This is a genomic window from Chitinophaga sp. YR627 (assembly GCF_900114995.1).
Lineage (GTDB): Bacteria > Bacteroidota > Bacteroidia > Chitinophagales > Chitinophagaceae > Chitinophaga.
The window spans coordinates 754,123-774,921 of the sequence record NZ_FOUX01000004.1 but is presented as its reverse complement, the minus strand read 5'-3'; the positions used below and the strand labels follow the sequence as shown (position 1 = coordinate 774,921).

General features: G+C 42.8%; 13 protein-coding genes and 1 tRNA gene. 6 read left to right on the top strand and 8 right to left on the bottom strand.

What is annotated here, in order from left to right; genetic code table 11:
- Positions 1–93: 93 nt before the first annotated feature.
- Positions 94–1,593, bottom strand: a complete 1,500-nt coding sequence (locus BMZ72_RS23695) for an ATP-binding cassette domain-containing protein (protein WP_089812174.1) — start codon at positions 1,591–1,593, stop codon at positions 94–96.
- Between the two features lie 155 nt (positions 1,594–1,748).
- On the opposite strand from BMZ72_RS23695, the gene BMZ72_RS23690 reads away from it, so the two are divergent.
- Positions 1,749–2,210 (top strand): GNAT family N-acetyltransferase, encoded by a 462-nt coding sequence (locus tag BMZ72_RS23690; RefSeq protein ID WP_089812173.1) that lies wholly within the window; start codon positions 1,749–1,751, stop codon positions 2,208–2,210.
- Positions 2,211–2,356: 146 nt separating this feature from the next.
- Here BMZ72_RS23690 and BMZ72_RS23685 read toward each other — a convergent pair whose 3' ends face one another.
- From BMZ72_RS23685 to BMZ72_RS23665, 5 genes are all read right to left on the bottom strand, one after another.
- Complete coding sequence (locus BMZ72_RS23685) at positions 2,357–3,208, bottom strand: DUF6048 family protein (protein WP_089812172.1); 852 nt, start codon at positions 3,206–3,208, stop codon at positions 2,357–2,359.
- Positions 3,174–3,653 (bottom strand): DUF6452 family protein, encoded by a 480-nt coding sequence (locus BMZ72_RS23680; RefSeq protein ID WP_089812171.1) that lies wholly within the window; start codon positions 3,651–3,653, stop codon positions 3,174–3,176. The genes BMZ72_RS23685 and BMZ72_RS23680 overlap by 35 nt, the downstream gene beginning before the upstream one ends.
- Before the next feature lie 97 nt (positions 3,654–3,750).
- Positions 3,751–6,627: an excinuclease ABC subunit UvrA gene (uvrA, locus tag BMZ72_RS23675; protein WP_089812404.1), complete on the bottom strand. Its 2,877-nt coding sequence runs from the start codon at positions 6,625–6,627 to the stop codon at positions 3,751–3,753.
- A 364-nt stretch (positions 6,628–6,991) separates the two neighbouring features.
- Complete coding sequence (fabF, locus tag BMZ72_RS23670) at positions 6,992–8,254, bottom strand: beta-ketoacyl-ACP synthase II (RefSeq protein WP_089812170.1); 1,263 nt, start codon at positions 8,252–8,254, stop codon at positions 6,992–6,994.
- Positions 8,255–8,365: 111 nt separating this feature from the next.
- Positions 8,366–9,442, bottom strand: coding sequence for a fatty acid desaturase family protein (locus BMZ72_RS23665; protein WP_089812169.1), 1,077 nt, complete (start codon positions 9,440–9,442; stop codon positions 8,366–8,368).
- 147 nt (positions 9,443–9,589) lie between these two features.
- Between BMZ72_RS23665 and BMZ72_RS23660 the strand changes: the two genes are divergently transcribed.
- Positions 9,590–9,678, top strand: a tRNA-Ser gene (locus BMZ72_RS23660).
- 556 nt (positions 9,679–10,234) lie between these two features.
- Positions 10,235–10,405: a hypothetical protein gene (locus tag BMZ72_RS36645; RefSeq protein ID WP_177222914.1), complete on the top strand. Its 171-nt coding sequence runs from the start codon at positions 10,235–10,237 to the stop codon at positions 10,403–10,405.
- A 414-nt stretch (positions 10,406–10,819) separates the two neighbouring features.
- On the opposite strand, the gene BMZ72_RS23655 is transcribed toward BMZ72_RS36645, so the two are convergent.
- Positions 10,820–11,932, bottom strand: coding sequence for a FecR family protein (locus BMZ72_RS23655; protein WP_177222913.1), 1,113 nt, complete (start codon positions 11,930–11,932; stop codon positions 10,820–10,822).
- 83 nt (positions 11,933–12,015) lie between these two features.
- Positions 12,016–12,570: an RNA polymerase sigma factor gene (locus BMZ72_RS23650; RefSeq protein ID WP_089812167.1), complete on the bottom strand. Its 555-nt coding sequence runs from the start codon at positions 12,568–12,570 to the stop codon at positions 12,016–12,018.
- Positions 12,571–13,357: 787 nt separating this feature from the next.
- On the opposite strand from BMZ72_RS23650, the gene BMZ72_RS23645 reads away from it, so the two are divergent.
- The 3 genes from BMZ72_RS23645 to BMZ72_RS23635 are packed head-to-tail and all read left to right on the top strand — an operon-like array spanning position 13,358 to position 20,773.
- Positions 13,358–16,567: a SusC/RagA family TonB-linked outer membrane protein gene (locus BMZ72_RS23645; RefSeq protein WP_177222912.1), complete on the top strand. Its 3,210-nt coding sequence runs from the start codon at positions 13,358–13,360 to the stop codon at positions 16,565–16,567.
- Between the two features lie 17 nt (positions 16,568–16,584).
- The gene (locus tag BMZ72_RS23640) at positions 16,585–18,093 is read left to right on the top strand and encodes a RagB/SusD family nutrient uptake outer membrane protein (protein ID WP_089812165.1); all 1,509 of its coding nucleotides are present in this window, start codon (positions 16,585–16,587) and stop codon (positions 18,091–18,093) included.
- Positions 18,094–18,136: 43 nt separating this feature from the next.
- Positions 18,137–20,773, top strand: coding sequence for a glycoside hydrolase family 2 protein (locus BMZ72_RS23635; RefSeq protein WP_089812164.1), 2,637 nt, complete (start codon positions 18,137–18,139; stop codon positions 20,771–20,773).
- Positions 20,774–20,799: the final 26 nt, after the last annotated feature.

Genomic DNA, 20,799 nt, shown 5'->3' with positions numbered 1-20,799 from the left:
CAGCAAAGGCGGAGACGACCGCCAGACGTTTTTTGGGACCCATGAGGCTTAAATGCTGTTTAAGATATAAAGGTAAACAAATGCGTTATTAAATTAATATATGACCTTTCCCCTTTCCAGTTTTAATACTTTGGTAACGGCCGATGGAATTTCTTCCTGATAATGTGTAACAAAGATCAGGGTTAGATCCATCACATTACACAGGGTATCTATTACATGTTTAAAATGTTCTTTTTGTTGCTGGTCCAGTCCCTGGCAGGGTTCGTCAAAAATGAGCAATGGGGGCTCTTTTACCAGGGCGCGGGCCAGGAGGGTCAGTCGCTGTACACTTTCGGGTACACCTTTGAAGGCGTGGGAGGCGTATGAAGCGATATCCAGTATATCCATCCATGCGGCCGCATGCGCCTGCTGCGCTTCGGTACCCGGTTTGCTGCTGCCAATGATGTCAAAAAATCCGGATACAACTACCTGCAGACAATTACTGCCTGCCTGGAAGTATTGATGGAGCTCGGGTGACACAAAACCTATCTTCTTTTTGATATCCCAGATACTTTCTCCGGTACCGCGTTTACGGTCAAACAGGTAGAGTTCCTGTGCATAAGCCTGTGGATTATCACCATTGATCAGGCTCAGCAGGGTTGACTTACCGGCGCCATTGTGACCTAAAAGGGCCCATTTATCATTGGGTTTCACTAACCAGTTAACATCATCCAGGATCAAATGTTCGCCATACTGCACTTTTATGTGGTCCATCCGGATGATGGTCTCAAACGGGGATTTTGTGTTTTTTACGATCGCCCGGATCTTGTCCTCATCCACCTGCCAGTTTTGCGTACTGAGCGGCTGTGGTATTTTCAGGTATTCTTCCCGTGTATACTTCCCGGTTACCTGGCCTTCCTCCAGCGTCAGTACATGGGTGATATTTTCGGGGACTTCTGAAGGGGAAGTCACCAGTAATACGGTGGTACCATTGGCTATGATCTTATTCACCATCCCGGTGAAATGCTTACGCGTCTGTACATCCAGTCCGGTGAAAGGATTATCCAGCATGAGCAATACCGGCTGCTTCAGCAGAGACTTTGCGATCATTACCCGACGGGTTTCCCCGTTGGAGAGTTTGATCAGTTCTTTGTCCATCAGTGCCGGAATCCGCAGTGGTTCCAGGATCGGGGTCTGTTCTGGCGTTCCGTCTGATTCTCCGTAGAGGTATTCCCGTACAGTCGGCGCATCAGAAGAATCCATACTATTGAACCGCTGTTGATAGTAGAAGTCCGTTGTGGTATTGGAACGGTTTCTGAAAGTATGATGATGGCCTACCAGTGCCAGGAGGTCCCGGTAGGTGAAATATGGATCAGTAACAGTATGTTCGCTACGGTAGGTGTCGCTGAAATGATGCTGGATGCTACCGTTAATAACGTTGAATTTTCCCGCTATCGTACTTAGCAGGGCGGATTTTCCGGAGCCGCTGGGGCCAGTGATCGCCCAGTTCTCTCCTTTGTTGATATGCCAGTCCAGGCCGGTGAAAAGGGTCTTGTCCAGGTAACGAACAGTGATATGCTCCAATGAAAGGAATGGCATGGCTTGGGTACTCATAATCTATGCTGTTTCTCGTTAATTCGCGCTAATTTATTATTTATTGCCGGATTCAGGGAGATTGTTTTATGAGTAATTACGATGGATGAGCCTATTCTTTCCTGACATTAGTAATTGATTATCTTGCATATGGGAATCAATAAAATCCTCTTCTTATGATAAAGTGGACCATTAAGACATTTGAGGAACTGACCACGCAGGAGCTGTATGCCTTGTTGCGGTTACGTAGCGAAGTGTTTGTTGTAGAGCAAAAATGCGTTTTCCAGGATATGGATAATGCGGATCAGCTGGCATTGCATATTCTGGGATATGATGATACACTGGACAATGAGCTGGTGGCCTATACACGTATTTTCGGTCCGGGGATTAAATTCGATATGTGCTCGATCGGGCGGGTAGTGACTTCCTCCCGTGCCAGGGGCAATGGTACCGGCAGAAAGCTGATGGAGCATTCCATTGCCACTGTGGAGGACCGTTACGGAAAAGTGCCTATCAAAATAGGTGCGCAGCAGTATCTGGATAAGTTTTACCGTTCACTGGGCTTTCAGCAGAGTAGTGAAATGTACCTGGAAGATGATATTCCGCATATTGAAATGATCCGGGAAGCAGGGGCCTAAAGGGCAATTAGGAATTAGGAAATTAAGAATTAGGAATTGAAATGCAGCGAAGATTGTGGTTTGTTGGGGTTGTGTAAAGCGGCTGCTGTTATAAAGAGAAACGCCCATATTTATTAGTAAATATGGGCGTTTTGTATGTAAAGATGTTACTGATGTAGTTTTTTCTTTTCCTCTTTCCGCTTCAGCTTTTCCATTCTTTTTGTTTCGTTGAACTTCAGCTTATATAAGGGGATATAGTAGGATACCGTATAGGTCAGGTCGAACTGAGAGCTTTTAGAGCCGCTGCCAAATCCGGGTATAACGAGTGGATCGAAGTTATCCGGTGAGTTTTTGCTCAGCAGGATTTTTTCACGTACTGCCCAGCCCAGGAAGAAATTGGGTAGGGCTTCCACACGCATGCCAAAGGTTAATTCGATCCAGTGGGCGACCATATTGGTTTTGGGAAAAGAGCCTGGTGTTTCTACATCCCAATAGCCATTTTTGATAAGGTAATTGGGGGCTTCATAGCTATTTCTTGCAAATCCGTAGCGCACTCCCAGGTACACCATATTCTTTTCGTTCGGATCTTTCTTTTTAAGAAAGTCGTAATCGAATCCGAGGGTGGTATATACGCCGTTGCCTTTGTAAGTATAGCTTGAGTCGCTATGAGAGGTACGGTTAAAGCCTACTTCGGCAGCTGCATAGATCTTTCTGCCGAGGCGAACATCTCCCTGTATGGCAATGTCAGTCCGGTATGGCTGAAAGGCGTGAATCGCAAATCTGCTGATGTCCAGTCCTAAGCGAAGTCCGCCTCCTGTGATATAGAAAGAGTCTTTTCTGGGTGGTTGTAACACCTCGCTGGTTGCTTTTACCGGTTTGCGGGGAGCGGAAGTATCTGTGGTTGTCCTTTTGATACTGGTATCCCTTGCCGCTGGAGCGGGTTTTACCTGTGCCTGTGCGGCTTGGGTCAGCAGACCGGCCAGGCTAATAGATAAAGAATAAAGAAATGTGCGTATCATTCGAACTGTTTACTTCCCTATTGTTAATGTGTATGGAATCAATGGTATTATAAGTGGTGATCACTGTATCCAGTGAAAAGAAGGTGGCGAAACCACATCCCGGAGATACGAAGCTGGGCACTCTTTTATACCTGAAAGTAAGGGTATCAGGTGTAGCGATGGAGTCCAGTTGCAGGTAGAATCTGCAGGTATCGTGTAATGGGTCCAGCGGCATGAACGCGCTGCTTCTTGGCTGCCTTCTGATCAGCACGGAGTCGTTACCAATGGCATATAATGTTACTTTGGGCCATATCGTGTCTTTGACCAGAAATCCCTGAAGTGTATCCTTTTTAAAGTTCATACCCAGGTCGCTGAGCAAGGTTGAGTCACATGTCTTAGTCTCATCTTCACAGGCCGCAAACACTGACAGGAGCAGTATTGCTATAATCCCAGAAATATATTTCATGCCTGCAAATTACGAGTTCCTATTTACAAGTTCCGCTTTCTGCCGATGATTAATTTCACCAACAGAAAGCGGAAATATGTAATGTGATATATGTCTGTTAATTATTCAGTTCCATCTTCAGGAAGCGGGCCGTATGGCTGTCTTTACAGTCAGCCACCTGCTCTGGTGTACCGCTGCAGAGGATCGTACCACCACCTGCACCACCTTCCGGACCCAGGTCGACGATATGGTCGGCCATTTTGATCACATCAAGGTTATGTTCAATTACCAGGACGGTATTACCACGGTCTACCAGTTTATTTAGTACGTTCAGCAGCAGCTGAATATCCTGGAAGTGAAGACCGGTAGTAGGTTCATCCAGGATATAGATGGTTTTGCCGGTATCTTTCTTGGACAGTTCCGTGGCCAGTTTCACACGTTGGGCTTCACCGCCGGACAGGGTCACGGCTGATTGTCCCAGGGTGATATAACCCAGACCTACATCCTGTAAAGTTTTGATCTTACGGTAGATGTAGCTGACAGGCTGGAAGAATTCCACGGCTTCGTCTACTGTCATATCCAGTACATCGGAGATGGATTTGCCTTTATAGCGGATCTCCAGGGTTTCCCTGTTGTAGCGGCGTCCGTTACATTTCTCACAGTGTACGTATACATCCGGTAGGAAATTCATTTCAATGACGCGCATACCGCCGCCTTCACAAACATCACAGCGACCGCTTTTCACGTTGAAGGAGAAACGACCGGCGTTATAACCTCTGATCTTGGCCTCTGGTACCTGTGAGAACAACTGACGGATATCGGTAAAGAATCCGCAGTAGGTTGCCGGGTTACTTCTTGGCGTACGACCGATTGGTGACTGGTCTATTTCAATGACCTTATCGATATTTTCCAAGCCTTTAATGCTCTTATAAGGCATTGGTTCCAGCTTGGAATCGTAAGCATGTTTGCTGAGGATCGGGTACAGTGTCTCGTTGATCAGGGTAGATTTACCACTGCCGGATACCCCGGTAACGCAGATGAATACCCCAAGCGGGAATTTCACGCTGACATTCTTCAGGTTATTGCCGGTAGCGCCTTTTAATTCCAGTGCCTTACCGTTACCTTTTCGGCGTTCGGCAGGTACAGGTACTACCCGTTTCCCATTGAGATAACCGGCGGTAGGCGTATCCAGTTTAAGGATCTGTTTGGGTGTTCCCTGTGCGATGATCTGACCACCGTGTATACCGGCACCGGGTCCGATATCTACCAGATAATCGGCGTTCAGCATGATATCTTTATCATGTTCCACGACGATAACGGTGTTACCCATTTCCCGCAGGTTGCGCAGTGCGTCGATCAGCTGCATATTGTCCCGCTGGTGCAGACCGATACTGGGTTCATCCAGTATATAAGTGATCCCCATCAGCTGAGAACCGATCTGGGTAGCGAGACGGATACGCTGACTTTCTCCTCCGCTCAGTGTACGTGTAGCACGATAGAGGGTGAGGTAGTTCAGTCCGACGTTCAGCAGGAAACCAAGGCGTTCGCGGATTTCCTTGAGGATATCTTTCGCGATGGTATTCTGTTTCTTATCGAGTCGTTTTTCGATGTCTTTGAACCAGACCTGTAATTTATCCAGGTCCATACCGCCCAGTTCTGCGATATTCTTTTCGTCTACTTTAAAGAAAAGGCTTTCTTTTTTCAGACGGGTACCGTTACACTCCGGACAGGTATGCAGTTTCATGAAACTTTCTGCCCAGTTGCGTACGGCATCTGAAGAGGTATCGTTAAAATAGCGGCGTACGGTATTGATCACCCCTTCAAACTCGGCGGAATAGGTTGTTTCGGTGCCATCACCGAATTCCATGTCCGTTTCCAGTGAACCATTCTCATCTCCGAAAAGGAGGAGGTTCAGTGTTTTCTGTGGCAGGTCAGAAATAGGTGCTGTGAGCGAGAACTTATGTTTCCGGGCCAGTGTCTGTACCTGTTTGAAGGTAAATGTATCACGGGCTTCCCCCAGTGGTGCTAATCCGCCATCGTTAATGGATACGGCGTAGTCAGGGATCACGGCATCCATATCTATCTGATAGATGGTACCGAGACCTTTACAACGCGGGCAGGCGCCGTAGGGAGAGTTAAAGGAGAATGTGTTGGGAGAAGGCTCTTCGTAGGAAAGGCCGGTATCTTCACACATGAGTTGTTTACTGTACTGACTGACCTTACCGCTGTCGTTATCCATGATAAACAGCAGGCCTTTACCCATCTGCAGGGCTTTTTGTACGCTCTGACTGATACGGGCGCGGGCATCGTCGAGCACCTGTATGCGATCTACGACCAGTTCGATGTCGTGGATCTTATAACGGTCTACCTGCATACGTTCTTTGAGATCGAGGATCTCTCCGTTGACACGTACTTTCAGGTATCCCTGTTTGCGGAGCTGTTCGAACAGTTCGCGGTAGTGACCTTTACGACCGCGGATGAGCGGGGCAAGGATCACCAGTTTCTTTTTCGGAAAGTTTTTGAACATATGCTCCAGGATCTCTTCTTCGGAGAAGCGGGTCATGCGTTTGCCGGTATTATAAGAATAGGCAAGGCCTACACGCGCGTAGAGGAGGCGGAGGAAGTCATATATTTCCGTGATCGTTCCGACAGTGGAACGTGGATTTTTGTTGGTGGTTTTCTGTTCGATGGAGATCACCGGGGAGAGTCCGGTAATTTTATCTACATCTGGTCTTTCCATATCGCCAATGAACTGGCGGGCGTATGCGGAAAAGCTTTCCATGTATCGCCGCTGGCCTTCTGCGTAAATGGTATCGAACGCAAGCGAGGATTTTCCGCTTCCGCTGATGCCGGTTATTACTACCAGTTTGTTTTTGGGTAATTGGAGGTCCAGATTTTTCAGGTTATGCGCCCGGGCTCCAAACACTGCTATATGCTCATCTGCCGTAACCGGTGTTGGATCTGGCGCAATTACATTCTCTTTCTTCTTTGCCATATCGGTATAAAAAGCCGTGGAATAAAGGTGAAGTACCACGGACTATTTTAGACTACTAAACTACGGGATAATTACGAGTTTACTAAAAATTTTAGTGTACGTTAATATTAAGATGTTGATTATCAGGGATAGCATGCCAGACGGTACGGAAGGTTATAAAGGTTCCGGATGGATGGGGAATGAATATTAGTCAGACTATTATTATCCTACGTTAATCCTTCGTTCATGAACGAAGGATTAACGTAGGATAACAAATATTAAAGCCTTATCAAACCGGCCTGTAGTCGATATGTGCCCTAAAGCAAAAAGCGAATTACGACGGCCGGGGCCACGTAATTCGCTTTTTTATTAAAAAGGTAGCAGATTAGGCTTTGTATTTCTTGAATACTACGATCGCATTATGACCGCCGAAACCGAAGGTATTGCTCATCGCAACATTTACGGTACGTTCCTGTGCCTTACCGATGGTCAGGTTCAGGTTGGTTGGGATACCTTCGCCCAGGGTGCCGGTGTTAATGGTTGGCGGCACGATGTCGAACTGGGTTGCTTTGATACAAGCGATCGCTTCGATAGCGCCTGCAGCACCCAGGAGGTGTCCTGTCATGGATTTTGTAGCAGAGATATTGATTTTATTAAGATGGTCGCCGAATACGCCGGTGATACCTTTCAGTTCGCTAACATCACCTAGTGGAGTGGAAGTAGCGTGTGCGTTGATATAATCAACATCTTCCGGTTTCAGTTCAGCGTCTTCGAGTGCTCTTTCCATACCGAGGCGCGCGCCCAGACCTTCAGGGTGGGTAGCGGTCAGGTGGTAAGCATCAGCGGTCATAGCGCCACCTACCATTTCAGCGTAGATGGTAGCGCCTCTTTTTACTGCGTGTTCGTATTCTTCCAGGATGATAGCGCCAGCGCCTTCGCCCATTACGAAACCATCACGGTCAGCGTCGAAAGGACGGGAAGCGGTAGATGGATCATCGTTACGGGTAGACAGGGCTTTGAGGGCATTGAAACCTGCGATACCAGCGCGGGTTACAGGAGCTTCAGAACCACCTGCTACGATAGCGTTAGCTTTACCGAGGCGAATATAGTTGAACGCGTCTACCAGGGCGCTGCTGGAGGAAGCGCATGCAGATACCGTACAATAGTTTACGCCCATGAATCCATATTTCATGGAAATCTGACCAGCCGCGATGTCGGAGATCAGTTTTGGAATAAAGAAAGGATTGAATTTAGGAACGAAATTAGTCTGGGTGAATTCTACGATCTGGTCTTCGAAGGTTTGCATACCACCGTTACCAGAAGCCCAGATCACACCGATTTGGGTTTTATCAACACCGTCCAGGTGAAGACCTGCATGTTCAACAGCTTCCTGAGCAGCTACCATGGCATATTGAGTAAACATGTCCATTTTGCGGGCTTCCTTCTTCTCCATGAACTTTTCTATATCAAAACCTTTCAGTTCGCAAGCGAACTTAGTTTTAAACTCCGTAGTATCAAAACGGGTAATAGGACCAGCACCACCGGTACCAGATTTCAGACTATTCCAGAATGTGTTTACATCGTTTCCGATAGGCGTTAAGGCCCCCAGCCCGGTAACCACAACCCTTTTTAACGTAACAGTGCGCATAATGCTTTGACTTTAAAATCGAAAGTTAGAGCGCAAATTTAGTCACTTATTCTTATGATTACGCATATTCATAAGATTTATGTGTCATATAAGTAAAAAGGGAGCCTTATTTTAGGCAATTGCACTAGTGGCCGGTACGGTAGCGAGGTCGATCTTTTTTGTCCGCCGCCTTAAAAAAGCCATAATTTCTTCATCTGAACTGTATTTATCCCCAATATTGACAAAATGCCTGGCCAGCAGGTCATACCTTTTGCTCATCAGCCAGAGCCAGACGTGCAGGAAATGGATGCCGTCAAACACAATAGATTCATTATCAATGTACTCCTGGAGGGTTTGTTTGAAGAAATGCGGGTGTTCTGTCCAGTGCATGGATGGTTTTACGTGGTGACTGATATGATAACCATCGTTCCAGCATTTGTGGTTATACTTTGTGTTGATACAGGTGATACTGTTTCTGTAGGAGTTGTCCGGTGCAGTGGCGTCAATAAAAGCATGCTGCGCCCAGTTGCCCACCATCATAATCACCCTGGAAATCAGGAATGGCAGGATAAAGACCGTAAATGTTGCCGGGAAATTTACAATTGAGAGTCCGACACAAACGGCAAAGAAGAGAAATTCTCCTCTGGAAGCCTTCACCAGTAATTTTTTACGGTGTCTTTTTATAAAGTATCTGCACAGGTTGATAACACCGGCAAAGAAGAAGCTCGTCAGGTATTTACTAAACCCCCGGAAGGAGTCCCGCTGGAAAGGCATCGTACAACTGTCATCATCGGGCATATTGTTCTCCGGATGGTGCATTCCGATATGATGACTGTAATATGTTTCCGGCGTCTGGCCAAAGAGCGGTCCGATCACCCAGGGGAGGTAATGATTCAGGAAATCGTACTTTTTATTAAAAAACACCCGGTGACTGGTGCAGTGTAACATTAATCCGAAGGAACCCTTATACCTGAAATTGTTCAGCAACTGATAGAGCACGGCGGCTGTCCACCATGCCCAGGCGGGCAGCGGGAGGTATAAAATGATCGCCAGCGGTAATAAGATCAAGGTCAGTTCCAGGGTGAGGTAAACAAACGGCAGGTCACGTTCATCCCTGATCATAGACTTGAAAGTTCGCTGTAAAAATGAGTCAGGGCCTGTTTTTTTCACATAAACAGGGTCTGTGATTACATTGGTTAAAGCTTTCATTTACAGTTGTTAGGAGGAAGTGAAGCGAGCTCGCAATTGGTTATATGTAAGGTAAACGAATTAATCCAGTAAATCTTATTAGAAAAAGTTTTTGGATAATTTAAAACAATTCCTATTTTTGCAACCCCTAACGGGGCAAAATGATTCGGTGAGATGCCTGAGTGGCCGAAAGGAACGGTTTGCTAAACCGTCGTACGGGTTAAACTGTACCGAGGGTTCGAATCCCTCTCTCACCGCGGATTGAAAGATCAAACTTAATAAGAAACGTTGATAGTCGATGACTGTCAACGTTTCTTGCTTTTAGGCCCACCCAATCTCACGCATTGTCTCCCAAAGCCGCTGGTGTCATTTTCGTGACCTATCTCCCCAATCCTATATTTGGGTCACGATTTCTGAGCTAACCCTTACCAAAAAGGGGGTTCAGGTGTTTTTGCAGACATCAGATAACAATATTCTTTCACCTGCAATGGTTGTTATCGTGGAAAGGCGGTATTCGATTTAAAGTATGTAAGGAAATAGAAAACAAACACTAACAGGAAAGCCCCAGCTTTTTCAGGATTACTTTTTCCATAGGCATCGTTGAATTTTCATCGAAGGGTTACATCGATCATAAAGATTGGGATAACGTCTCGGAGTGTAAAAGTTGTATCTGAAGAAATACGTTCCCTCAATAATCACTCACGCTTTTCTGAAAGAGATGTAGAAGGCGCTTACAAGCTCTTATTGGCCCGGTAATTATCTTCTACAGTTTACCAGTTCAAACGATGTTTATCGGGTAAGGAAGCATCCCGTATGCTGTCAACCGTAATTAAAGAGCATAATGAGGATATGGAAGTGCAGGTGAAGAAATGCGAATGTGCGAAGGGTACACTCTGTTGTCACGAGACGCCCCATAAACATATCCATGCATTTATCAGTTTGTGCTATAAGGTACCGGGTATTAATATCCGCAATGTGGATTAGATCTTCTTTGAAAAGTTTGATCTGTTATGTAAGACTGTTCGCGGGCTTGGTAAGAACGTGACCAGGAAATATTTAAAGAACTTCGAAAAGATCATGCTGAACTTTGTCAGACGGAAATGGATCACAACAGGCAGGCCAGCATAGATGTATCCAATAGGTTACCGGTATAAGTGGAGAGATTAATGTTTTACGAATTTCAGACGTGTTATGAATCATAAGATGGGTGACATGGATATAGAGAAAGGCGCCAGTGAGACGATGGTGTGGGATCATAAGCTGCAGGAAAAGGTCTTTATTTCAGGGTAATAAAAGGAAGACAAGGTAACGTAGACACGTTTCCCTGGAAAAATACTGTCATTTAATGATTAAAATTGAAAATAACTTATAAAAAGGTAGTGATAGAAACCTTAATTTTTACTCGAATCTGATATGAATGATGCTATCTTTTGTCATTTTGTAGGAGATGGCTCCAGTTGCCTCTAAACCTCTCAACTGAACTTCTAGCGGCTGGGTTCGATCTAGCACTCCGGTGAATCTTTTCGAGCCGTTTTGAACATTGTCAAAGATCACATTTGCGCCAAAGTAACGTGGTATCACCTTACAGACATCTTCGAATTTTGCATTTCGGAATACAAACTGCCCAGTTCTCCAACTCAAAGTCTCATATTCGTCAAATTGCTGCATTGTGATTCCTTTCGGTGATGAAAGACTCACATAGCCTGGTTTTAATATCAGGCTATCTCCCATCGATTTTACTTTGACAGCGCCCGTAACAAGCGAAATTTTAGCAATTGAATCGTATGCATTTACATTGAATTCTGTTCCTAACACCTGAACGGTAGAGCCGGGCAGCTTTACGAACAATGGTTTTGCCGGATCAGATTTGACTTTAATGTACGCCTCTCCGGTGACTGTAATTTCTCTTAAAGGTCCGTCAAACGATAGCGGGAAACGGATCGTGCTCGCTGAATTCAGCTGTACACGGGAACCATCTGGTAATACTACAGAGTAGTCCCGCCCAATTGGTACTGTCAGGGTTGCATACTGTCCAGCAACCGATCCTTTTGCATCATAACTGAGTGTCTTACTAGTTACGTTTAATGGGCCTGCCGCCGTAGCGATGACGGTATCACCGTTTAAGGTATATGTAGTGCCGGATGAAAGCGATAATTGAATCTGATTACTGGAAGGGCCTTTAGCCAGTAAATCCAACCTTCTATTACTGGAAGTGTCTTCGTTTCTAAATATGCCATTGACGAAAAGTATCAATATCACCCCTGCAGCAGCTGCTGCTGAGGCAATACCCATCAGGATAATTTTTGCTTTCTTTTTGGGCTTATTGATACGAGTGAGCAGACGTTCTGTTTGTTCTTTAACAGGATTGTTGTCAAGGTATTTTTTTATTTCTTCGTCTCCGGCTGTTTTCCATAAATGGTCACGAAGCTCCGCAACCTCAGCATCGGCGGAGGCAAGGTTAAGCAAGTTGTTTTGATCTTCAGAGGATAATTTTCCGTCGATTTCCTGCATAACCAGTGAACGTATATGTTCTAGATTCGTATCCATTATTATATTAATAACCAATAATTGAAAAAAATGTCACGTCCTTAGGGCTACTTTTTTTTGAATCCTAAAATTTCCCTGAGAATTTTAAGCGCCAGGCTGGTGTTATTACGCACCACTTGTTTGCTGATATTCTGTTCTTCCGCAATATCTTTCTGTGAATAGCCTTCCTGGTACTGTAAAATGAATGTTTTCCGAGCAGCAGGTGGTACACGCTGAAGAGCCTGCTCAAGTAGCCTACCTAATTCTTCTCTCTCGAATGGTTCAGGACTTGTACTCCAGTCTTTGATGTACTGATATTCAGCATCATGATTTTGCTGCTGCTGCTTGCTACGTAAAAAGTTAAGGCAACGGTTGGTAACCGCAGTAAGTAAGTATGGCTGAAAAGAATTTTTGATTTCAAGTTTGGCACGAAGATTCCAAACAGATGTAAATACATCCTGAATCAGGTCCTCAGCAGCTGGTGCGTCTTTAATAAGACAGTAAGCTTCCCTGATAAGCCAGCTACGGTAGCGTTCGTATAAAATCGCGAGAGCGGCTTGATTCCCCTCTCTCATTTGACGAAGTAATTCAATATCAGTGTATGTCTTTTTCGTATCACTCATATTTTCAACCCTGAACAGTTTCTCTTAAAAACAATTAATAAAAATTTGAGCCAATTTCTAAATAGCCGGGCGCAACTGTGTCACATGGTGTTTAAGAGGAAAGGGCAAGGATGAAATATATTCTATCAATTTTCAGGTATCAAGGTTATTATTTATGACCAAAATAAGCGATTCAACCGAAACTCAATACTACTGTTTTTCTTTTAATAAAGTTACGTTAAATGGTCAAACATAATATCATGAAATTCAAGCGCTATTTCAATTGCGGCGCCCCATAAAAGCTAATTTGGAAAAAAGTTCAAAAGTCAACGTGACATTTTCATTAAATCTTGGTTATTAAATAAAGGGACTGTCATTTAATTGCGGTGGTCCGGGAGTGGTCCCCGACCAAGGCTAAAACAACTGCCCATTATACCTTGAAATAATTGTAGTACGACATGGGAATGCGAATACTACAACTAGCTATTGCTTTGTCATTTTTTTCCCTGATAACCTTAAAGAACACGGAGTGAAACATCCATTATCCAGCAAATAATAGTGCTGCATCGAGGATGTTACGGTTCGTTTACTTACGTCTGCAGTGTACAATGCAGGTAGGAGTAGTCGGGGAGTTGTACCAACCATTTTGAACCAAAATACTGTCATTATGCCTACATGTACTCATGTGAACCGACCTTACCTATATGGATTGCTGGTCATTATTTTTTGTGTTTGCTTTATTAGGCCACTTGCTCAGGGGAATCCTTTACAAGGGAAGAAAATTAGTATTTCAATAAAGAAGGCTACTATGTCTGAGATACTTTATCAGATTAGTAAGAAAAGCGGAATTACTATATACTTTGTAGAAGATGATCTTTCAACCTATAAAACTGTAGATTGCGAAGCAAAAGAACAAGATGTTCCAACAATTCTGGATGAATTGTTCAAGAATCGAAATCTTGTATATAATGTAATTGGCCCGCGGTATATCGGTGTAAAGAAAATTGAGTCTAAAGGACCCACATCATTTAATTCTGGGGACACGATGTCTGTGTCAGGTAGGATTACAGATGAAAATGGAAATTATATTGCAGGTGCAACAGTACAGGTTAAAGGAACTCAAAAAGGGACGATAACTAACGAGTCCGGATTTTTCTCAATTAGCAATATTTCAGGGAGTGATGTGCTTACGGTTACTAGTGTATCATACATGAGTCGAGAAATTTCTGTGAAGAACAGGCGCTCAATTGGGGTTGCGGAATTGAATAAGCTGGTAAGGCCACTCGACGACATCGTCGTACTGGCATATAATACTACAACAGGTAGACGATTAACAGGAAATGTAAGTAAGGTGAAGTCGAAGGATATTGAAAATTCTCCAGTCAGTAATCCAATACTTGCTGTTGCTGGGCGTGTGCCAGGTGTCACAATTTCCCAATCCTCTGGTTTTTCGGGAAGTGGAGTTGATATAAATATCCAAGGGATTAACAGTTTGTTACGAGGCGTAGCTCCGTTCTATGTGGTTGATGGTGTTCCATTTGTTCAGTCTTTGTTGCCAAATCTAGGTAATGTCCAGAGAACATCTGGGAGGGGAACTGGCGATGGTCCAGTAAATGGAAGTCCCTTATCATATATCAATCCTCAAGACATTGAGAGCATTGAAATTCTTAAGGATGCTGATGCGACTGCAATCTATGGTTCGAGGGCAGCAAATGGCGCTATAATCATTACAACAAAGAGAGGGAAAGCGGGAGATATGAAGTTGGAGCTTAACATTCAATCTGGTTTTGCAAAGAACGGTCGTCGACTTAAATTGTTAAATACAAATGACTACTTGGCCATGCGGCGAGAGGCTCTCGTAAATGACGGAAGAACGCCTGGAACAACGGACTATGACATCAATGGAACCTGGGATTCGACTAGAAATGTTGACTGGCAAAAGGAATTACTAGGAGGTACCGCGAATTTTAACGACGCACAATTGAATTTAAGTGGCGGAACCGCCAATGTTCAATACTTGGTTGGAGGAAATTTTCACAGAGAATCTACTGTGTTTCCCTCCGACCTGAGGGATCAGAGAATGGCATTTAGATTCAATCTGGATGGTAAGTCGAAAGACAGTAGATTCCGAATTACATTATCTAACAGTTACCTAGCTGATGATAATCGATTGCCAAATGCTGATTTGACATTACGTGCAATGACATTGGCGCCCAATACCCCATCCTTAAAGAATTCAGACGGTACATTAAATTGGGCGCCTTCACGTACAGGATTTAGTACCCTCGTACCACATCCATTGGCTGCATTATCATCGTATTATAGTAATAAAACAGCAAACCTAATAAGTAATGTGGCGTTGTCTTATGAAATAATGTCGGGACTATTAATAAAGGCCAATGCCGGATATAATAGACTCCGAACCGATGAGATATCTACTACACCTGCTAGTATCGTTGCTCCTGAAAGTCGAGCGACATTCACGCGGCGCGCGTCTTATGGATTTAACGATATTAATTCTTGGATTGTAGAACCTCAAATTCAATACAAAGCACAAACTAAGCTGGCGAATATCGATGTACTTGTAGGATCTACTTTTCAGACCAACAACAGCAGTCGACGGTTGATATTAGCTTCTGGATTTACTAATGACTACGTACTAGAAAACATCTCCGCAGCCACCAATTTGTCTACATTACCAGGAAGTTCAATTCTTTCAAAATATAAGTATACTGCGGGTTTCTTTTCTGTTAATATTGAACATCAAAATAAATACTTATTAAATATTTCGGGCAGGCGCGATGGAAGCAGCAGATTTGGCTCAAAAAATCGCTTTCATAATTTTGCAGCAGTTGGCGCTGGTTGGATATTCACAAATGAGAATTTTTTGAAGCAAAGGCCGCTTTTCATATCCTACGGTAAATTAAAAGGAAGCATTGGATCAACTGGAAACGATCAGATTGGAGATTATAATTTTCTTAGTCTGTACGAGGAGGCTAATCCTGATGTGCCTTATCGAGGAGGAGCATTAACTGTTTCCAAAATTGCGAATGCGAATCTTCAATGGGAAGAAACAAAAAAACTTTCTTTAGGTCTTGAATTAGGCTTTTGGAATGAAAGAATACTATTAACGAGTGTTTATTACCGCAACAGGTCTTCTAACATGTTAGTACCGGGTACTCTTCCTGCTACTGCTGGTCAGGTTGGTAGCTTTATTGAAAACATGCCTGCAACAATTCAAAATACGGGTTTTGAGTTTTCACTGAATTCAATAAATATTAAGACTAATACCCTGACATGGAATACTTATTTTAACCTCACCATTCCTCGAAACAAACTCCTTGAATTTGGCGATATTGAATCTTCTACATATGCAGGTACTTTGATAGTGGGACAACCCGCCAATTTCGTTAAACTATACAGGGCTGCGGGCGTTAATGCAGAGACAGGATTATATGAATTTTATGACAAAGATGGGAAAATAACAAATAATCCCGATAGTGATCCTCTTAATTACAATCGCTTCATAGACCCTAACCCACGATTTTATGGAGGAATTGGTAATACACTGAATTGTCGACGTTTTACTTTGGACTTTCTCTTTCAGTTCGTAAAGCAACTTGGAGAAAACATACCCGGCTCCTCTATGCCCGGTGCTGGACGTAATAATCAGCAACGTGATGTAATTAATCATTGGAGAAAGCCAGGTGATATAACTACGATACAGAAATTTGCATCAGCAACAAATTTCGATGCAACGATGGCTTATAACTATAATCTATTCAGTGATGCATTTTGGCAGAACGCAGCTTTTGTACGTCTAAAAAATGTATCCTTATCGTATGACTTACCGACTTCTGTTCTCTCAAAACTTAAGTTGCGATCGGTTCGCTTCTATGCTCATGGTCAAAATCTGCTAACATTTACACCGTACAAAGGATTAGACCCAGAATCTAAATCGAACTTTAGTTTACCTCCACTTCGTACAGTCACTTTCGGTGCGCAGATTTCACTTTAACTCACAAATGATTGATTATGTATTTCGACCAAAACAAAATCAAGAAAATATTTGAACCCTTTTTTTTAAAAAGAATTATCGGTTCATCGAGCCCCGCCAGTCAGTTCCTTTATAGCGATCGATTACGAATGCTGGTGTGCTGTACAATGATAATATTCCTCTTTTCTTGTAGGAAGTTTGTTGAAGTGGAAACCCCTACCACAAGTACTAACGCAGAGTTGGTTTTTAAAACGGATGCGTCCGCTATCGCCGCACTCAATAATATATATACAAGGATGAGTCAACAAGGTATCTCACTCGGGATTACTTCTTTGTCATTGTATACGTCTCTCTCCTCAGATGACCTAAAATATTTCGAATCTACTAACGATCTGCAGGTTCCACCTTACTATTCTAACTCGTTAACAGCCTCAAATCCAGGTGCTGGGGATTTTTGGTCAAATACTTACGGCGTATACATTTTCCTATGTAATTCTGCAATTAATGGTCTTTCAAATAACGAATTCTTGACTCCCAAGGTACGAGACCAATTGTTAGGAGAGGCGCTGTTTATTCGCAGCCTATGTTTTTTCTATCTTGTTAATTTGTACGGGGACATCCCTCTGGTACTAACTACAGATTTCAAGACAAACTCGAACATTGAAAGAACAAAATCGTCCAATGTTTACGAGCAGATTATACAAGATTTAAGGCGAAGTGAGAGTTTATTAAGCGGAAATTACCTTGATGGCACCTTGTTGAGATCTTCTATTGAGCGCATTGCCCCCAATAGTTACTGTGCGAAGGCTCTATTAGCTAGAGTTTTTCTTTTTTCTGGGGATTATACAAATGCAAAACGGTATTCTGATTCGGTTATACTTAATACTTCCTTGTATGAATTATCTACGCCGGAAGAAGTTTTCCTAGTCAACAGTAAAGAGTCAATTTGGCAAATACAATCAGTCAGCTCTTTTAACACCAATACTTCAGACGCATTGGAGTTTCTTGCAGCTAAGATATCGCCATTGACCGCGCGAGTTTATTTAAATGAGAATTTAGTGAATTCCTTTTCAGTGGGCGACCAGAGACGCACTATATGGTTCGATAGCCTCTATTTAGATAGTAAATGGTATTATTTGCCTGCGAAATATAAGGTGATAACTCCAATGGAGCCTACAACAGAAAGAGTAACTGTGTTGAGGCTTAGTGAACAATACTTGATCAGAGCGGAGGCAAATTTAAAACTGAGCGATCTTGCATCTGCGGTGGATGATATAAATATTATCCGAGCTAGGGCAGGGCTTGAAAAATTTAATTCAACGTCGGCATCAGAAATTATGGCGGAAATAATTTCTCAACGGCGGTTTGAATTTTTTACTGAGTGGGGCCATCGTTGGTTTGATTTGAAAAGGCTGGGACTTGTTGATGGAGTATTATCTAATCTTAAAGGCGCTTCTTGGCAAGCCACCGATCAGCTCTTTCCAATTCCGCTTTCCGAAATCCAAGAGAACGTTGCACTAGTTGGACATCAGAACCCCGGATACTAACTTTGGGTATTTTAATAATTTATCATTGATCAAATTAAGTATTATGAAATTATACGAGTTGAAGTTTGCTCTAGTGTTTTCGTACTTTATTTTCTCATTTATTTCTGGATACGCGCAAACTCCGATTTGGAGCGGTAAAAATATTCATTTAGGTAGCCCTTGGGCGGGAAACGTTACTCCTAGTAACGCTTACGGCCAATATCCGAGACCGCAAATGGTAAGGTCAAACTGGATCAATTTAAATGGACTCTGGGATTACAGAATCTGTGATGTAAAAGATACTTTTCCAAGTTTTTTCGAAAGCAAAATCTTAGTTCCTTATCCAATTGAGTCTCAGTTGTCAGGTGTGAATAAATCTTTGTTGCCAACACAGAATCTGTGGTACAAAAAGACCTTTCAAAAACCAAAAATTAGATCTAATGAACGACTGATTTTGCATTTTGGAGCGGTTGATTGGAAGGCCACGGTTTTTGTAAACGGAAAAAAGGCTATAGTCCATAAAGGTGGCTATACATCATTTTCGCAGGATATTACTGACTTAGTAAAGAATGGAGATAATGTGCTGACAGTTCAAGTCTTTGATCCCACTGATCAAGGGATCGGACCACACGGTAAACAAATGTTACAGCCAGAAAATATCTATTATACACCTTCTTCTGGTATATGGCAAACGGTATGGATGGAGGTTGTGCCCGATAAGCATATTGAACGATATGTGATAGTGCCGAATATCGACAGTAACTCGTTCCAAGTTAAAGTTGAATGCCAAGGTGACCTAAATGTGGTTGTTAAGGTGATTGATGACGGAAAAATAGTTAGCGAGTTAATTGGAAAATCTAACACGATGCTCAGTGGTAAAATCGTGGATCCGCACCTGTGGTCACCGAACAGCCCATTCTTGTATACGCTAGATATTGCCATCTACGACGGTAAACGAAAAAAGGATCAAGTGAAGGGCTATTTTGGAATGCGAAAATTTTCAATCGCAAAAGATAATAAGGGAACGGAAAGGATCTTTTTGAACAATGAACCTTATTTCAATCTAGGGATACTAGACCAGGGATTTTGGCCGGATGGCTTATACACAGCACCAACTGAAGATGCTATGAAATTTGATATTGAGGTTATTAAGGCAATGGGCTTTAATACGATAAGAAAACATATAAAGATAGAGCCTGCACGGTGGTATTATTACACAGATAGCATCGGTTTATTGGTGTGGCAGGATTTTGTTAATCCAAATCAAGGCTTGCCCGAAGGAGCTAAAGAAGAATTCGAAGTTGGAGTTCGAGAAACAATCGAACAGCTAAGAAACATAACGTCAATCGCAACATGGGTGGTATTTAATGAAAAGTGGGGATCATATAATCAAAAAGGCGTAACAGAGTGGGTTAAATCACTCGATCATAGCCGAATTGTAAATGGTCACTCCGGTGAGTTATTATATGTTAATGATAAGCTCCGAAGCCCGTCTCCCGATGCATATGCTTCGTCAGATATTATTGATATACATGCTTACCCCAATCCGCGCAAGCCAACCTTTGAGTCAAATAAAGCTAGTGTTATAGGTGAATTTGGAGGAATTGGTGTACCTATTGAGGGGCATATTTGGGATGATCTACAAACGGGGTGGGGGTATGATGGTTTGGAGAATGTAAGTAGTCTTCGATCTAAATACACGTATATGATCGATTCGATCGTTCGATTAAAGGAAGAGGGGGTAAGTGGTGTTATATATACGCAGCCTTTTGATGTCGAGAGTGAGCAAAACGGTTTATTAACATATGACAGGAAGGTAATAAAACTCCCCATTCGATTCTTCGCTGACATCAATTCAAGAGTTTATACTAACTCGTATGCTACTCGGGATAGTGATTCGTTTTCTTTTTTGTCTTCAGCCGACAGCGCAATAATCAGCTACGGAGCAAGAAAGAAAGAATTTGAGAAACACATAAATGACTCTGCATTTCTGAGAAGTTTAATCGTAATGGGAATTGGACAAAACGACACTGCATTTATAAGTCGAGTGGGGAACGAATATTTTCGGATTGTTCGGGATCCTATTTCCAAAGCAAATTTTAAGTTGTTAGTTAGGACTACGAATTCAGTAAATGATGTCGGGTTCTCCATTATCGGTAAACATGATTCGATTATTAATCGTCTTTCAGGGCCTAATACATCGGAATATTTGCTCATGAATATAATTTATAGTTCTGAGATCAAGCCTGGCATCATTAGCGGTAACCCAAATTGGGACTCTATTTCGCACTCAGTTGTCCCGAAGTATGGGCAATTGGCATCTGAACGCCTTAATTCAGCTAAAATGATTTACTTTTTAGAACATGAAGATTGGAGCAATTATGGAAAAGCATATAAGATTCATTTCGACAATATGTTGACAACCAATCGAAATGTTTATCATATTAATAATTTAACATGGCACGTTTTTGTAAACGTTAAAGATACTGCTGTATTATCCACCGCAATCAAGGCGATTGAATACAGTCTTTCAAAGTTTGACATGCGGAATCCAAATGCTTACGATACATATGCTAATTTGCTCTACAAAATCGGCCGTAGAGAAGATGCTTTAAAGATCGCTGCTAAAGCGGTTGAAGTTTCTAAAAACAATAAGGAGTTCGTTGAAACATATCAGCGTATGAAAAATGGTACGTTATAAAAATATTCTTTATCTCCTAAAAAAAT

What these genes read in the sequence shown, in the direction of transcription:
- BMZ72_RS23695 (WP_089812174.1), bottom strand. Translation starts at nt 1,593, where the DNA reads ATGAGTACCCAAGCCATGCCATTCCTTTCATTGGAGCATATCACTGTT.
- BMZ72_RS23690 (WP_089812173.1), top strand. Translation starts at nt 1,749, where the DNA reads ATGATAAAGTGGACCATTAAGACATTTGAGGAACTGACCACGCAGGAG.
- BMZ72_RS23685 (WP_089812172.1), bottom strand. Translation starts at nt 3,208, where the DNA reads ATGATACGCACATTTCTTTATTCTTTATCTATTAGCCTGGCCGGTCTG.
- BMZ72_RS23680 (WP_089812171.1), bottom strand. Translation starts at nt 3,653, where the DNA reads ATGAAATATATTTCTGGGATTATAGCAATACTGCTCCTGTCAGTGTTT.
- uvrA (WP_089812404.1), bottom strand. Translation starts at nt 6,627, where the DNA reads ATGGCAAAGAAGAAAGAGAATGTAATTGCGCCAGATCCAACACCGGTT.
- fabF (WP_089812170.1), bottom strand. Translation starts at nt 8,254, where the DNA reads ATGCGCACTGTTACGTTAAAAAGGGTTGTGGTTACCGGGCTGGGGGCC.
- BMZ72_RS23665 (WP_089812169.1), bottom strand. Translation starts at nt 9,442, where the DNA reads ATGAAAGCTTTAACCAATGTAATCACAGACCCTGTTTATGTGAAAAAA.
- BMZ72_RS36645 (WP_177222914.1), top strand. Translation starts at nt 10,235, where the DNA reads ATGCTGTCAACCGTAATTAAAGAGCATAATGAGGATATGGAAGTGCAG.
- BMZ72_RS23655 (WP_177222913.1), bottom strand. Translation starts at nt 11,932, where the DNA reads ATGCAGGAAATCGACGGAAAATTATCCTCTGAAGATCAAAACAACTTG.
- BMZ72_RS23650 (WP_089812167.1), bottom strand. Translation starts at nt 12,570, where the DNA reads ATGAGTGATACGAAAAAGACATACACTGATATTGAATTACTTCGTCAA.
- BMZ72_RS23645 (WP_177222912.1), top strand. Translation starts at nt 13,358, where the DNA reads ATGTCTGAGATACTTTATCAGATTAGTAAGAAAAGCGGAATTACTATA.
- BMZ72_RS23640 (WP_089812165.1), top strand. Translation starts at nt 16,585, where the DNA reads ATGTATTTCGACCAAAACAAAATCAAGAAAATATTTGAACCCTTTTTT.
- BMZ72_RS23635 (WP_089812164.1), top strand. Translation starts at nt 18,137, where the DNA reads ATGAAATTATACGAGTTGAAGTTTGCTCTAGTGTTTTCGTACTTTATT.